This is a genomic window from Chitinophagales bacterium, from assembly GCA_040877935.1.
Taxonomy (GTDB): domain Bacteria; phylum Bacteroidota; class Bacteroidia; order Chitinophagales; family CAIOSU01; genus JBBDNB01.
Genome location: JBBDNB010000001.1, coordinates 122,893 through 136,808, shown reverse-complemented (window position 1 = coordinate 136,808; position 13,916 = coordinate 122,893). Strand labels below are relative to the sequence as shown.

The following is a 13,916-nucleotide window of genomic DNA, read 5'->3' as shown; positions in this document are numbered from 1 at the left end:
TTGAATTTAAAATCAAACATTTACAGAAAACCATTGTTGAACACCAAACGATAAAATGTTTGGATTTTTCAAAAGCGACCCGATTAAGAAAAAACAAAAAGAATACGACCAATTGCTTGAAAAAGCGAGAAATGTTCAACGATCGGGAGACATTAAAGGCTATGCCAAAATAATAGCAGAATCAGAACTATTAATGGATGAGATCCTGAAGCTAAAAGTCAGAAAAAACTAATCACCTCTTCTCCACTTATCTAATAAATGCATCAAGTGCTATTTCAAAGTAGCCTCAAGTTCAATATTTACACTTTTTAGTGCTTGCGATACCGGGCAGTTTTTCTTAGCACCATTGGCCAGTTCCTGAAATTTGTCATTGTCAATTTCAGGAATTTCAGCTTCCGATACCAATTTTATATTGCTAATTCCAAATCCCTCACCCTGCTTTTCGAGCTTTACATGTGCCTGGGTACTTACCGATTTTGGATTGAAATCTGCTTTTTCAAGTTCAGCAGAAAGTGCCATTGAAAAACAACCTGCATGCGCTGCTGCAATCAATTCTTCCGGGTTGGTTCCTGTTCCATCTTCAAATCTTGAAGAAAAAGAGTATTGTCCGGAAAAGGCACCACTTTCAAATTTCATGTTTCCTTTTCCATTTTTCAATCCTCCATTCCATTGTGCTTGTGCTTTTCTTGTCGGCATAATTTTTCGTTTTTATTTATGAATTTATTGTCATGCTCTTCTCAAACTACTTACAATTAAAAGGAAATAAAGTTTACTTAGTCCAATATATTCTGTTTTCGATTTTTTACAGCACTTCAAATTCTTGAATATCAAATTCATCAAGCCAAAAAAAGCCTTAGCTTTGTTGCTCTATACGCATCAGTCATGAGTCTAATTGAAAAAGGAGAAATTGCTGCATTTTTGCCACAAGGACCTCCATTTGTAATGGTGGATACGCTTTTGGAACAAAATGAATCCGAAAGTAGCAGCGGCTTTACTCCTGGGGATGAAAATCTGTTTGTAGAAAACAATAAATTCCAGGTAGCGGGTATGTTGGAGAACATTGCGCAAACTGCTGCTTTGCGATCAGGATATAGTTTTTCTGAGTTATTAAAACAAGGTTCAGAGGATAAAACATCGGGAACATCTCCTGTGGGCTATATTGGGTCTGTAAAAAAACTGCAACTCAATTTTTTGCCCCAGGCCAACAAAACTATTCGTACCCAAATTGTTGTTATGCACCGAATAGGTCAAATAAATGTGATTGAAGGGCGTATTTTTCAGTCTGGAACAGAATGCTTAAAATGCGAAATGAATATTTTTCTTCAGGATCAAATGGAGGAGGAACAATAATGAAACGAACATGAATAAATTTTAATCATTTATTCATACATGAGGATGATTAAAATTTTTCATGTGAGAGCGAAGCGGTTCCCCGCCTGCATGACTTTAGTCGGGCAGGCATGAATGCAGAAATTTTTCTGCATTTTTGGAGCTTGCAGAAAAATTTTAAACACATGAAAAAGAAAGAAGTACCACAAGACGATGCAAATCTACTGGAAGGCAAATTCCAGGTGGTGAAATATGCACTGGATGACAATGGCAATTATGTAAAAGTCAACAGCGTAGGCTGGGAACCTGAAAATGTTGCACTGGAACAAGCCTGGGATGAAATTGGAGCCCGGGTAAAAGAAGCCCACGATGCTGTAAAGGCCGGTGAAAAAAGTCCGTTGTACTACTACATGATCAAAAACCTGATGGATCCCGGACTGCTTTCAGATTATATGGGCATTGCCAAGTGGCGGGTAAAGCGGCATTTGAAACCAAAAGTATTTGCAGGCCTGAAAGCAAGTACACACGAAAAATACGCACGTATATTCAATATCAGCGTTAAAGAATTACTAAACATCCAGGAGTAAGAGGGCTCTGCTTATAATGAAAATAGATTTTGAACACCAGCAGGCTGCACATTGCGAAAATGGCGCTGTTTCCAACCTTCTAAACTTTCACGGACTAAAGCTCAGCGAGCCCATGGTTTTTGGCATTGGCTCGGGTTTGTTTTACAGTCATTTTCCATTCATAAAACTGAATGGCATTCCGGCAACATCCTATCGTATTCTGCCCGGCCATGTTTTTAAGCGATTGTCTAAAAGATTGGGCATAAAAGTCAAAAGGGAGAAATTCAGCAATAAGGAAAAAGCCATGAGACACCTGGATGAGGAATTGGAACGCGGCCAACCTGTGGGAATGCTCACCAGTGTTTTTTACCTGCCCTATTTGCCCAAAGCATTTCGTTTTCATTTTAATGCGCACAATGTAGTTGCATTTGGAAAGGAAGGCAATAAATACCTGATCAGCGACCCGGTGATGAACGAGCCTACCGAAATAGAACGTGAAGATTTGATTCGGGCGCGCTTTGCAAAAGGAATGCCCAGTACAAGCGGGCGAATGTACTATCCCACTTATGTTCCTCAAAATATTGACCTGAGTGAAGGCATTAGAAAGGGCATTCGAAAAACAGCCAGTGATATGGCCACTATTCCCGTTCCTATTTTTGCTGTAAATGGCATTCGCTACGTAGCTAAAAGATTGCCCAAATGGCCCGATAAACTGGGCGACAGAAAAGCCATACTCTATCTTGGGCAGATCATAAGGATGCAGGAAGAAATAGGAACAGGTGGTGCGGGTTTCCGTTTTATTTTTGCTGCATTTTTGCAGGAAGCTGCCGAATATCTCAATATGCCCGAACTCAAAGAAGACTCGCTGGAGATGACTAAAATCGGTGATCGATGGCGCGATTTTGCTTTTTCTGCCGGAAGAATCTGCAAGGGAAGAAAAGCAGATACCGATTCCTATGCTGCATTGTCTGAAATCATGTTTGAATGTGCCGAGCGCGAAGAAGCCCTATTCAAAAAACTATTGAAAATGTTTTGATTTGAACAGCGCAATTAAAATCGAAGCACTTGAAAAACAATACCGGGGCACTGATAACAAAGCGCTCAATGGACTCAATCTGGAAATAAAAGCCGGTGAGATATATGGCTTGCTCGGCCCCAATGGAGCAGGTAAAACCACAACACTTTCCATTCTTTGCGGCTTGTTAAAAGCCAATGCAGGAAAAATTACCTATTTCGATGATGCTGATTTCGATCTGAAAAAACATATAGGCGTAGTACCTCAGGATATAGCGCTGTTTGAGAGCCTTAGCGGAAAAGAAAACCTTCGATATTTTGCAGCTATGTACGGGCTGGATTCCAAAGTTATCAAACCTGAAATTCAACGTCTTCTTGCTCGTTTCGGGCTTGCTGAAAAAGCAGATCATTTGCTCAAAAACTATTCTGGTGGCATGAAGCGCAGAATTAATCTGTTGGCGGCTGTTTTGCACCGCCCCAAAATTCTTTTTCTGGATGAACCTACTGTGGGAATCGATGTTCAGTCGAAAAAAGTGATCCTTGAATTTTTACAGGAACTGAACCGTGCCGGCACCACTATTATTTACACTTCGCATTATATGGAAGAGGCTGAAAAAATCTGCCACCGTGTTGGAATTATTGAAACAGGGGAAATTATTATCGAGGGAAAACCTTCTGAATTGCTTGAACAACATACTGATTGTACAGACCTAGAAGGTATTTTTATTAAACTGACCGGGAAAAAACTGCGCGACTGATGAGAAAACTCCGGGCATCCATATGGAAGGAAATTCTGGTACTGAGCCGCGACAAAGCTGGTTTGTCCATACTTTTCATCATGCCTATTTCGCTTACCATTATCATGGCACTGATACAGGATGCGCCTTTCAAGGATTTTCAGGAAACAAAAATAGAAATGTTGTTTCTGAATAAAGACCTGGGAAATACCGGGGGAAAAATCGAGCAGGGGTTGCAGAATACTGGTGTTTTTCAATTGCAAAAGCCTAAAGAAGACAGCAAAGCCAATCTTGAAAAGCAGATCAGCAGTGGCAAAGACCAAATTGGTATTTATATTCCGCCTCATGCTACTGAAATATTAGACCACAAAACCAACCAACTGCTGAATGATGCACTTGGACCACTGGGATTGCCACCATCAGCGGATACTACACGTGCCGCTGATTCTCTTTGGATTGAAGTTTTTATAGACCCTGCTACAAAAAGATCTTTTAAAAATGCCATTGTCAATGCTATAGGCCGCTTTGCTTCTGCCATTGAATCACAAAATCTTTTGGACAAACTCAGCGCCAGAATGATGGAAATAGGAGAGGGCGACCCAAAGCTTGAGCTGCAAATGGAGCCTTTTATTGGTATAAAAGAAATTTATGCCGGAGATGCAGAATTGGCAAAACTGGAATCGAATTCTGTACAGCACAACGTGCCTGCCTGGACGCTTTTTGCACTCTTTTTTATTGTGATCCCGATGGCCGGCAATATGATCAAGGAAAAGAACGATGGCACCACCCAGCGCCTGATGACTATTTTGAGCTCTCCTTTGTTTCTTATGATTGGAAAAATTGTAGCCTATTTGCTGGTGGGCATTCTGCAATTGTTGTTGATGCTTTTGCTCGGTAAATATTTTCTGCCACTGCTAGGTTTGCCTGCACTGGTCATTGGCAATGCCTATTTTGCAATATTATCTGTGGCTATTAGTTCCTGTCTGGCTGCCACCGGTTTTGGAATTCTTACTGGAACCGTGTTCAACACCCACCAACAAGCGGCCACTTTTGGTTCGGTATCGGTAGTATTGCTCGCTGCTATTGGTGGGGTTTGGGTGCCGCTTTATATTATGCCACCTGCTTTGCAGATCATTGGTAGAATTTCTCCACTTAATTGGGGGCTTGAAGCTTTCAATACGCTTTTCCTGAGGGGCGGACAATTCCCTGATATCTTTCCGCTTGTTATGGCATCTTTGCTGTTTTTTTTCATCACTTTTGGGCTTTCTATGTTAATAGAGCGAAGAAAAGCAGCAGTTTGATATGAGCAAAGAAAAACTAATCGATCAAAAAACAATACGCATACGCTTTAGCGAAACCGATGCCCTGGGTATGGTTTGGCATGGCAATTACATCAAATTTTTTGAAGATGGCAGGGACAGTTTTGGCGAAAAATATGATCTCAACTGGTTGAAAATTCATGATCTGGGCTATATTACCCCAATTGTGAAAACAGTATGCGAGCACAAATGTAAATTGCGCTATGGTGATAAAATCCGAATAGAAACAGAATTTATAGATGAAGCCGCAGCTAAAATTCATTTTAAATTCCGCATTTACAATATTGATACGGGAAAGTTGGCAGCTACGGGTGAAACCCTTCAGGTATTTACCGATAAAGACGGTGAATTGGTGCTCACGAATCCGGAATTTTATGTGAAATGGAAAAAGCGTTGGAATTTGCTGGATTAACAATACATTCTTCTGCTATTTCAATTAAGAGAAAAGCCATTGCCTTTAATTCCGTAATTTTGCAATCAGAGCATGAAAAAAGCACAGGCTACATTTATTATTTCCGACCATTGCAAACTGCCCCTGGGAAACAATACTGAAGAAAATTGGAAGAAAATGATTGCCGGAGAAAGCGGCATTCGGCATTTCAATGACAGCAGTATTTTACCCGAAGCCTTCCAGGCTGCCAGATGGGATAATTATCCCGAATATGAAACACGAGCTGAAAGCACAGCACTTGAAAAACTTATTATCGAATCCATAGAGGAAGCCACTGCAAGTTTGGATATCGACCTCTCAGATCCTTCAGTAATATTTGTTGGCGCTACTACCAAAGGCAATATTGACCTTTTGGAGCATTGCCCCGAGAGTCTTAAAGGACGTGAACGCCCTGGAAAAATGGCTGAGTTTATCGCTGAATATTTCAAAAATCCCAACAAGCCCTGGCTCATTTCCAATGCCTGTATATCAGGTGTTTTGGCTTTGCAAACCGCCCATCAATTGCTCCAGAACAAACAATACGAACATGCAGTGGTATTTGGCGGTGATTTGGTGAGTCATTTCACCTTATCCGGTTTTTATGCGCTCAAAGCTATCAGCGATGAAGCATGCCGTCCCTTTGACAAAAACAGAAAAGGCATCAGTCTGGGTGAAGGTGCGGCTACAATTGTATTGAGCAGAAAAATAGAGTCTGATATTCTTATGGCTGCTTCGGCAACATCCAATGATGCCAATCACATTTCAGGGCCATCAAGAACAGGTGATGGCTTAAGTATTGCCATCAAAAAAACATTGCAAAAAACAGGCAGTGAAGAAAAAGTGGATTTTATTTCAAGCCACGGCACAGCCACTCTTTATAATGATGAAATGGAAGCTTTGGCATTGCAGTCCTGCCAATTGAATGAAGTTCCCATGCACAGTATAAAAGGCTATGCAGGACATACCCTGGGAGCAGCCGGATTGGTAGAATCCTGCATTTTGCTGGAATCAATGCGACAAAATAAAGCCCCCGGAACCAAAGGTTTTGAAAATTCGGGTGTAAGTGTCCCCATCAATATTAGCAGCAAAGCTTTTGAAGGTAAAATTAATACTGCTTTAAAAACAGCATCGGGTTTTGGTGGTTGTAATGCTGCGGCTTTATTTATAAAATCATGAGTGCTGAAAAATACCATATCACCCAATATTGCAGTATAGAAAATGCTGAAGTAAGGCTGAATGGAGAGTGTGTTTTTCGCTCAAAGCTTTTAAAAGCATCTGCTTTCCTCAAAGAATTTTACAGGCATCTGGAAATGAATTATCCAAAATTTTACAAAATGGATGCCCTGTGTAAGTTGGCTTTGCTTTGTTTTGAGCAACTGCAGCAGGTGTATCCTGTAAATGAAAAATATCCATCCGATGCTATTGCTTTAGTATTGTGCAACAAACACGCATCACTTCAAACAGATGTACAACATCAAAAAAGCATTCAAAACAAACTCGATTATTTTCCCAGTCCAGCGGTATTTGTATATACTTTGCCCAATATCATGCTTGGTGAAATTGCGATAAGGCACAAAATCAAAGGTGAAAATGCATGCCTGGTGCAGGAAAATTTTGATGCAGAACAGTTTTATAATTACTGTAATAACTTATTTTTAAGCGGTCAAACCGAATGCATTATCGGGGGGTGGGGAGATTTTTTTGAAAATGATTACTCGACTCACTTACTTTGCATTGAAAAAAACAAAAACACGGAACATTCCCTTCCTTTTGAAAAAAACACATTAAAAAAATTATTTACAAACTAATAATATGGAAGCATTAATAGAAAAACTCAAAGTGCAAATTATAGAGGCATTGAACCTTGAGGATATAGAACCTGCCGATTTGGATGCCGATGAACCGCTCTTTGGTGAAGGGCTTGGTCTTGATTCAATTGATTCACTTGAACTGATCGTACTGCTTGAAAAAGAATACGGCCTGCGTATTGAAAATCCCAAAGAGGGAAGGGAGATTTTCCAATCTATCCGCAGCATTGCCGAGTTTATTGAGAAAAAGAAAAAAGCCTGAACTGCTTGATGTCCCAGAATATTTTTGTTACCGGAATAGGCGCTTTTTCTTCTATAGGAAAAGATGTTCCTGAAACCCTGGAGGCATTAAAAAACAGCCGTTCGGGAATTGGCTCCATTACGGTTTTGGATACCATTCACAAGGGCGAAATTCCTGTGTGCGAAATAAAACACCACAATGCAGAATTGCAGGAGCTTTTCGGTTTCAGCAAAGCTGAAAAATTCACCCGCACTACATTGATAGCCATGTTTGCAGTGAAGGAAGCCCTGGAAGATGCAGGTATTGAAAACACAAAGGACAAAAGTATTCGCACCGGGTTGATTTCTGCCAATACAGTTGGTGGAATGGACGTGACCGAACAACAATATCCCAATTTTCTCAACCTGGAAAAAGAAGGCGAATTTGTCTATTATATAGACAAGCACGATTGTGGTGCAAGTACCGAAGACCTTGCAGATTATTTTTCAATAAAAGACTATATCGCCACCATTAGCACAGCTTGTTCGTCTTCTGCAAATTCCATAATGCTGGGTGCACGCCTGATTAAAAATGGCATTATCGATCGTGCAGTAGTAGGTGGAACCGATGCGCTTTCCAAATTTACGCTCAATGGTTTCAATTCTCTGAAGATACTTGACCGCGCGCATTGTCGCCCTTTTGACAACAGCCGGGAAGGACTGAATTTGGGAGAGGGAGCTGGATTTATTGTTCTGGAATCAGAAGCACTTTTTGCCAAACAAAACAAAAAAGCCTATTGCAAGCTGAGTGGCTATGCCAATACCAATGATGCTTTTCATCAAACCGCCTCATCGCCTGAAGGGGACGGTGCATGGATGGCCATGAAAAAAGCGCTGGAAATGGGAGGACTGCAGGCCGGGCAAATAAGTTATGTAAATGTGCATGGGACAGGAACCGGGAACAATGATCTGAGTGAAGGAAAGGCCATGTTGAGGATTTTTGATAATAAGCTGCCGCCTTTCAGTTCTACAAAAGCACTGACGGGTCATACGCTGGGTGCTGCCGGGGGACTGGAAGCTGTTTTTTCAATCCTGGCGCTGGAAAAACAGTTGATCTATCCCAATCTGAATTTTAAAACCCCAATGGAAGAAATTGGAATCAGTCCCGAAAAAGAATTGATTACCGATAGAAAAATTGATCACGTTTTATCCAATTCCTTTGGTTTTGGAGGAAATAATTCTACTTTGATCTTTTCAAGAATATAATCCATGCAAAACATATATATCAATGGAAGTGCTTGTATTTCGCCTCAACCGACATTTGAGGAAGTTTTTCCTTTTACACCTATTGAAAAAGTGAGCAATCATATATTGATAGAAAAACCGGAGTACAAAAAATACATCAGCCCCATTCGACTGCGCAGAATGAAGCATATTGTGAGGATGGGTATTGCTACAGCAAACCGTGCATTGAAGGAAGCTGGTATCAGCAATCCCGATGCCATAATTTCCGGAACTGCAATGGGGTGTCTGGAAGATACCGAAAAATTTCTCACCTCAATTCTTGAAAATAAAGAAGAATTGCTCAATCCTACCGCGTTTATCCAATCTACCCACAACACAGTAGGTGGACAGATAGCTTTGCTCAATAAATGCATGAACTACAATTTTACTTATGCCCACAGGGGCTTTTCATATGAAAATGCACTTTTTGATGCGCTCATGATGCTGGGGGAAGGCACTGCGGAAAATGTTCTTGTAGGAGCAGTTGATGAAGCAACTCATAATTATTTTTTAACAACAGGCAGGCTCGGATATTGGAAAAAGGATACAGAGGTGAATAATCTCAATTTGCTGAATCATGATAGCAGTGGTAGTATTTTGGGAGAAGGGGCAGCTTTTTTTGTTTTAAGCAATAAAAAATCAGACCATAGCAAGGCCATTTTCAAAGGAGCTCAACTGATTTATAAACCTGAAGCAATTACTGAAGTATCAGATAAGGCAAATCTATTGCTGAAAAATGCAGGACTTGAATTTTCTGATATCGATTTGCTGCTATGCGGCTTAAATGGAGACAACAGACAAGATCATCTTTACTATGAAATGGCTGCTAATCTGGGAATAGATACAATTGGCTATTTCAAACACTTATGCGGAGAATATCACTCTGTCGGGGCATTTGCAAACTGGTTGGCTGCAAAAATGTTGCAACATAATACTGTGCCTGAGTATGTAATACACAAGGGCAAGGTTATACCCCAGGTCAAAAATATTTTAATTTACAATCATTATTATGCCCAGAATCACAGCCTAATTTTAATGTCAGCAGTGTCATAAATTGATATGTTATGGCTCCTTATCACAAAACCAATTTTCTTTTTTTGCTCCTGGGCATAGTCCTGCTTTGGGCTGTTTATTTTCAGGGATTAAGTGTATTTTTTTTGCCTGCCTTTGCGCTGGTCTATTTGCTGGTAGTTGGCTATGGTTCCTGGGATATCCAACTGCATTTTCATTTCAAAACCTTCAACAAGGCAGATGCCGATCAGAAATATGTAGCCATTACATTTGATGACGGCCCTACGGAATACACGCCCCGGGTTTTGGATATTCTTGAAAAGCACAAAGTTAAAGCCGCCTTTTTTTGTATTGGCGAAAATATTGAAAAGCACCCTGAAATACTGAAGCAGATACATGCCTCGGGACATATTATTGGCAACCACAGCTATGGGCACGGGTATTTTTTTGATTTTTTAAATGCAAAAGGGATGATTGCAGAAACCGACAAGACCGATGCACTGATTGAAAAGTTGATCGGCAAAAAACCCATTTTTTTTCGCCCGCCATACGGTATCACAAATCCTGCTGTGAAAAAAACGGTGCAAAGAAAAAACTACAAGGCCATTGGCTGGAGCATCCGCTCAATGGATACCGTAAATAAAAACACCGAAAGTGTCAGCAATAAAGTAATTTCAAATCTGCATCCGGGGGGAATCGTGTTATTTCACGACAGTCATGAGCGCATAGCTCAAATTTTGGAACAAACTTTGGAAGAGATATCTGACAATGGATACAAGGTACTTTCGCCTGATCAACTCTTAAATCTTAAGCCCTATGATTAAATATATTTTCATTTTCCTGATCTCTCTTCTCTGCTTTGAAATGCTTTATGCCCAAACTGATTTTACACGTGTGAAAGATCAAAAACAAATACAGGCAGAAATTGAAAAGAGCAGCAAAAGCATCAAGAGTATCAAAAGCCTTTTTACCCAGTACAAATACCTCGATGTATTGGAAGATGAAATAGAAAGCAAGGGCAAATTTTTGTTTAAAGCACCTGATTATCTCAAGTGGGAATATCAAACTCCTTATGAATACATCATCTTAAGAAAAGGGGATAAAATGCTGATCAATGATGAAGGGCAATTGAAAGAATACGATATCAGCAGCAACCAGGCATTTTCTGCCATCAACAATATGATGATCAACCTGGTGACGGGTAATTTCTTTGAGAGTGGTGATTACAAAGCCACTTTTTTTGAAAATGGGGAAATGTATAAAGTTGTTTTAGTTCCGGTAGAAAGTCAAATGGCAGATTTTCTTGAAAATATTGAATTGTTTTTCGATCGCCAGGAATTGCAATTACAGCATATTCAAATGAATGAAATGAGCGGAGACTATACAAAAATCGTATTTTCGGAAAAAACTCTGAATGCCACGATTCCCGATGCTGCCTTTTCTGCTGATTAGCCTGCTTTTTCTGAGCAGCAGTTGTGCCACTAAAGAATACAGCCAACTGGCAAGAACCGATTCAGCTCCTGAACTCAATAAACTTTTCGAAAGAAAACACGCCTATATATACAAAAGCAATGCACTGCTTTATGGCGAAAAAGTTTCGGGGATTTTGGCCATCCGTCAAATGCCAGATAGCAGTTATCGTGTTATACTCACCAGCTACCTGGGTTTGAAATTCTTCGATTTTGGATTTGATGGCACTGATTTTAAAGTCCATAAAATCATGGATAAGATGAATCGACCTGCATTGGTAGAGGTTATCAAAAATGATTTTCAATTGCTGCTGATGAGTAATGTGGATCTGTCGCAACTGGAATCATTTCACAATCCAGACACTGGAAATTATGTGTTTCGCCACAAAACAGGAAAGCTCACTCAGTTCTATTTTGTAAATAATGATGGTGCGCTAAAACGCATAGAGCAGTTTAAAAAACGCAAGAAAAAAGTGGTGATCGAAATCAAAAAATATCGCTTCAAGTCTGCATCAGAAATACAGCTCAGGCATTTGGATAAAAAAATCGATATTCGATTGGGTTTGTTAAAGTAAATTGAACAATGCATACACAAGAGCTAATCTCATTAGTCGATAAATTAATTAAACTACCTAAGGAAAATGAATGGGTAGAGTTTAAATCAGGTAAAGCAACCTCGAATGAACGCTTAGGTAAATACATCTTTGCCATTTCAAATGCTGCTTGTATTGAAAATCAGGATTATGGCTATATAGTTTTTGGAATACAAGACGAAACCCATCAAGTAATTGGAACACCTTATAGATTTAAACACCTAAAAGAGGGTAACGAGGAACTTGAATTATGGATAAGAAGGCTTTTAACTCCATCGGTCAGGTTTCAACATTTTGAATGTAATTACCAAAATAAACATATAGAGGTTTTTAAAATCCCCGCTGCTAAAGGTGAACCAACAAATTTTAAAACCCAGGCTTATATTAGATTTAACAGTAGTCTTACAGAACTAAAAAAATATCCTGATTTCAACAGAGCAATTTATAATTCTGAGATTGACTGGTCAGCCAACATTATCGAAAAAGCAACAGTTAATGATTTAGACGAAAAAGCAATTCAACTTGCTAAAGAAAAATTCAAAGAAAAGAAAGCAGGTTCTTCACTTTATAAAGAAATTGATACTTGGAATGCGCTTACCTTTTTAGATAAAGCAAAAATCACTATAGGCGGAAAAATCACCAATACCGCACTCATTCTCTTAGGAAAGCCTGAATCGGCCTATTTAATCTCCCCGGCTGTCTCACAGATCACATGGAAATTAGATACTGTAGAGGAACAGGCATATGATCATTTTGAAATGCCCTTGTTTCTATCAATCAATAAGGTTTTAAAGCAGATCAGAAATGTCAAATACAAATTTTTCCCAAACAACTCGCTATTATCAACTGAAGTTATAAAATATAATACTAAAGTAATTTTAGAAGCACTCAACAACTGTATAGCTCATCAGGATTATAGTAAAAATTCAAGAATAATTTTAACCGAAAAAGCTAATAAATTGATATTTACAAATGCAGGTAGATTTTTTGAAGGTAGTGCTGAAGATTATTCTTCAGGGGAAAAAACCCCGGAAAAATACAGAAACAAATGCTTAGTAAATGCTATGGTCAATCTAAATATGATCGACACTATGGGTTATGGTATTCACAGGATGTATATAGAACAAAGAAATCGCTTTTTTCCTCTTCCTGATTATACCAAGTCCACTAATGATAAAGTCGTTCTTGAAATTTATGGTCAAGCCATTGATGAAAATTATTCAAAACTTTTGATCGAAAAGAAAGATGAGTTGAGCTTAACAGAAGTTGTTCTTTTAGACAAAGTACAAAAGAACCTACCACTTACAAATGATGCAATAAAACTGTTAAGAAGAAAGAAATTAATTGAGGGAAGAAAACCTAATTTTCATATTTCTTCAAGTATTGCTGAAATAACCGGCCAGAAAGCTGATTATGTCAAGAACCGTGGTTTTAAAGATCAACATTATAAAGACATGATAATATCATACTTAGGGGAATATGGCTCTGCTTCAAAAAAAGATATAGACAATCTTATTTTAGATATACTTCCAAATGTTTTAGATAAACATCAGAAAGAAAACAAGGTGAGAAATTTACTTTATACCATGCATAAAAGGGGTAAAACCATTGTAAACAAAGGAACTACAAGAAAACCAATATGGCAAAAAAACATCTAAAATCTTGTTTGAAAAATCATATTGTTAGATAAACTTTAGATAAAAAACTTAACCCGTAGTAAAAAACATGATGAAACGAGAGCTTTTCAGGATAATTACAATAAAAGAATTAGAAAATTCATTTTTGGTTTATATTACAATTGATAAACAACACCCCATTTTCGATGGCCACTTTCCCGGAAATCCTGTTTTACCCGGTGTCTGTATGGTGCAAATGCTTACCGACATCATCAACAGTGAAAGCAAAGAAACGCTTGTGCTCAATGAAGCCAAAATCATAAAGTTTACCCAAACCATTGTGCCTGGAAAAGTATCGGATCTACATTTTGAAATCACCAAAAGTAAATTGGATGATACCGTGCAAGTCAAGGCCACATTAAACAGCAACCGTGGAAATCACTTTAAATTTTCCGGCACATTTATTTCAGCTGTAGCTGTTTAAGTATATTTATATCTTTGCCGCTTGATAAGCAATCTCT

At 38.9% G+C, this 13,916-nt stretch carries 18 protein-coding genes; 17 read left to right on the top strand and 1 reads right to left on the bottom strand.

What is annotated here, in order from left to right; genetic code table 11:
- Positions 1 to 55: 55 nt before the first annotated feature.
- Positions 56 to 232, top strand: a complete 177-nt coding sequence (locus WD048_00680) for a DUF6435 family protein (protein MEX0810696.1) — start codon at positions 56 to 58, stop codon at positions 230 to 232.
- 38 nt (positions 233 to 270) lie between these two features.
- Here WD048_00680 and WD048_00675 read toward each other — a convergent pair whose 3' ends face one another.
- Positions 271 to 696, bottom strand: a complete 426-nt coding sequence (locus WD048_00675; GenBank protein MEX0810695.1) for an OsmC family protein — start codon at positions 694 to 696, stop codon at positions 271 to 273.
- A gap of 186 nt (positions 697 to 882) precedes the next feature.
- On the opposite strand from WD048_00675, the gene WD048_00670 reads away from it, so the two are divergent.
- The 16 genes from WD048_00670 (at position 883) to WD048_00595 (ending at position 13,879) form a co-directional block, all read left to right on the top strand.
- Positions 883 to 1,350 carry a hypothetical protein gene (locus WD048_00670; protein MEX0810694.1) on the top strand — a complete coding sequence of 156 codons (468 nt, stop codon included), beginning with the start codon at positions 883 to 885 and terminating at the stop codon, positions 1,348 to 1,350.
- 164 nt (positions 1,351 to 1,514) lie between these two features.
- Positions 1,515 to 1,916: a hypothetical protein gene (locus WD048_00665; GenBank protein MEX0810693.1), complete on the top strand. Its 402-nt coding sequence runs from the start codon at positions 1,515 to 1,517 to the stop codon at positions 1,914 to 1,916.
- 16 nt (positions 1,917 to 1,932) lie between these two features.
- Complete coding sequence (locus WD048_00660) at positions 1,933 to 2,931, top strand: BtrH N-terminal domain-containing protein (GenBank protein MEX0810692.1); 999 nt, start codon at positions 1,933 to 1,935, stop codon at positions 2,929 to 2,931.
- A 1-nt stretch (position 2,932) separates the two neighbouring features.
- Positions 2,933 to 3,667 (top strand): ABC transporter ATP-binding protein, encoded by a 735-nt coding sequence (locus tag WD048_00655; protein MEX0810691.1) that lies wholly within the window; start codon positions 2,933 to 2,935, stop codon positions 3,665 to 3,667.
- Positions 3,667 to 4,947, top strand: coding sequence for an ABC transporter permease (locus WD048_00650; protein MEX0810690.1), 1,281 nt, complete (start codon positions 3,667 to 3,669; stop codon positions 4,945 to 4,947). Before WD048_00655 ends, WD048_00650 begins: the two co-directional genes overlap by 1 nt.
- Position 4,948: 1 nt before the next feature.
- Positions 4,949 to 5,377 (top strand): thioesterase family protein, encoded by a 429-nt coding sequence (locus tag WD048_00645; protein MEX0810689.1) that lies wholly within the window; start codon positions 4,949 to 4,951, stop codon positions 5,375 to 5,377.
- 72 nt (positions 5,378 to 5,449) lie between these two features.
- Positions 5,450 to 6,571 carry a beta-ketoacyl synthase N-terminal-like domain-containing protein gene (locus WD048_00640; protein MEX0810688.1) on the top strand — a complete coding sequence of 374 codons (1,122 nt, stop codon included), beginning with the start codon at positions 5,450 to 5,452 and terminating at the stop codon, positions 6,569 to 6,571.
- Positions 6,568 to 7,203 carry a hypothetical protein gene (locus tag WD048_00635; GenBank protein MEX0810687.1) on the top strand — a complete coding sequence of 212 codons (636 nt, stop codon included), beginning with the start codon at positions 6,568 to 6,570 and terminating at the stop codon, positions 7,201 to 7,203. Before WD048_00640 ends, WD048_00635 begins: the two co-directional genes overlap by 4 nt.
- Before the next feature lie 4 nt (positions 7,204 to 7,207).
- A complete protein-coding gene (locus WD048_00630) occupies positions 7,208 to 7,465 on the top strand; it encodes a phosphopantetheine-binding protein (GenBank protein ID MEX0810686.1) in 258 nt (85 codons plus the stop codon).
- Between the two features lie 8 nt (positions 7,466 to 7,473).
- Positions 7,474 to 8,688, top strand: a complete 1,215-nt coding sequence (locus WD048_00625) for a beta-ketoacyl-[acyl-carrier-protein] synthase family protein (protein MEX0810685.1) — start codon at positions 7,474 to 7,476, stop codon at positions 8,686 to 8,688.
- 3 nt (positions 8,689 to 8,691) lie between these two features.
- Positions 8,692 to 9,759 (top strand): beta-ketoacyl synthase chain length factor, encoded by a 1,068-nt coding sequence (locus tag WD048_00620; protein ID MEX0810684.1) that lies wholly within the window; start codon positions 8,692 to 8,694, stop codon positions 9,757 to 9,759.
- Between the two features lie 11 nt (positions 9,760 to 9,770).
- A complete protein-coding gene (locus WD048_00615) occupies positions 9,771 to 10,541 on the top strand; it encodes a polysaccharide deacetylase family protein (GenBank protein ID MEX0810683.1) in 771 nt (256 codons plus the stop codon).
- A complete protein-coding gene (locus WD048_00610) occupies positions 10,534 to 11,169 on the top strand; it encodes an outer membrane lipoprotein carrier protein LolA (protein ID MEX0810682.1) in 636 nt (211 codons plus the stop codon). The genes WD048_00615 and WD048_00610 overlap by 8 nt, the downstream gene beginning before the upstream one ends.
- Positions 11,132 to 11,761 (top strand): hypothetical protein, encoded by a 630-nt coding sequence (locus WD048_00605; protein MEX0810681.1) that lies wholly within the window; start codon positions 11,132 to 11,134, stop codon positions 11,759 to 11,761. The genes WD048_00610 and WD048_00605 overlap by 38 nt, the downstream gene beginning before the upstream one ends.
- Positions 11,762 to 11,769: 8 nt before the next feature.
- The gene (locus WD048_00600; protein ID MEX0810680.1) at positions 11,770 to 13,437 is read left to right on the top strand and encodes an RNA-binding domain-containing protein; all 1,668 of its coding nucleotides are present in this window, start codon (positions 11,770 to 11,772) and stop codon (positions 13,435 to 13,437) included.
- 67 nt (positions 13,438 to 13,504) lie between these two features.
- The gene (locus tag WD048_00595; protein ID MEX0810679.1) at positions 13,505 to 13,879 is read left to right on the top strand and encodes a hypothetical protein; all 375 of its coding nucleotides are present in this window, start codon (positions 13,505 to 13,507) and stop codon (positions 13,877 to 13,879) included.
- Positions 13,880 to 13,916 lie beyond the last annotated feature (37 nt).

What these genes read in the sequence shown, in the direction of transcription:
- WD048_00680 (MEX0810696.1), top strand. Translation starts at nt 56, where the DNA reads ATGTTTGGATTTTTCAAAAGCGACCCGATTAAGAAAAAACAAAAAGAA.
- WD048_00675 (MEX0810695.1), bottom strand. Translation starts at nt 696, where the DNA reads ATGCCGACAAGAAAAGCACAAGCACAATGGAATGGAGGATTGAAAAAT.
- WD048_00670 (MEX0810694.1), top strand. Translation starts at nt 883, where the DNA reads ATGAGTCTAATTGAAAAAGGAGAAATTGCTGCATTTTTGCCACAAGGA.
- WD048_00665 (MEX0810693.1), top strand. Translation starts at nt 1,515, where the DNA reads ATGAAAAAGAAAGAAGTACCACAAGACGATGCAAATCTACTGGAAGGC.
- WD048_00660 (MEX0810692.1), top strand. Translation starts at nt 1,933, where the DNA reads ATGAAAATAGATTTTGAACACCAGCAGGCTGCACATTGCGAAAATGGC.
- WD048_00650 (MEX0810690.1), top strand. Translation starts at nt 3,667, where the DNA reads ATGAGAAAACTCCGGGCATCCATATGGAAGGAAATTCTGGTACTGAGC.
- WD048_00645 (MEX0810689.1), top strand. Translation starts at nt 4,949, where the DNA reads ATGAGCAAAGAAAAACTAATCGATCAAAAAACAATACGCATACGCTTT.
- WD048_00640 (MEX0810688.1), top strand. Translation starts at nt 5,450, where the DNA reads ATGAAAAAAGCACAGGCTACATTTATTATTTCCGACCATTGCAAACTG.
- WD048_00635 (MEX0810687.1), top strand. Translation starts at nt 6,568, where the DNA reads ATGAGTGCTGAAAAATACCATATCACCCAATATTGCAGTATAGAAAAT.
- WD048_00630 (MEX0810686.1), top strand. Translation starts at nt 7,208, where the DNA reads ATGGAAGCATTAATAGAAAAACTCAAAGTGCAAATTATAGAGGCATTG.
- WD048_00625 (MEX0810685.1), top strand. Translation starts at nt 7,474, where the DNA reads ATGTCCCAGAATATTTTTGTTACCGGAATAGGCGCTTTTTCTTCTATA.
- WD048_00620 (MEX0810684.1), top strand. Translation starts at nt 8,692, where the DNA reads ATGCAAAACATATATATCAATGGAAGTGCTTGTATTTCGCCTCAACCG.
- WD048_00615 (MEX0810683.1), top strand. Translation starts at nt 9,771, where the DNA reads ATGGCTCCTTATCACAAAACCAATTTTCTTTTTTTGCTCCTGGGCATA.
- WD048_00610 (MEX0810682.1), top strand. Translation starts at nt 10,534, where the DNA reads ATGATTAAATATATTTTCATTTTCCTGATCTCTCTTCTCTGCTTTGAA.
- WD048_00605 (MEX0810681.1), top strand. Translation starts at nt 11,132, where the DNA reads ATGCCACGATTCCCGATGCTGCCTTTTCTGCTGATTAGCCTGCTTTTT.
- WD048_00600 (MEX0810680.1), top strand. Translation starts at nt 11,770, where the DNA reads ATGCATACACAAGAGCTAATCTCATTAGTCGATAAATTAATTAAACTA.
- WD048_00595 (MEX0810679.1), top strand. Translation starts at nt 13,505, where the DNA reads ATGATGAAACGAGAGCTTTTCAGGATAATTACAATAAAAGAATTAGAA.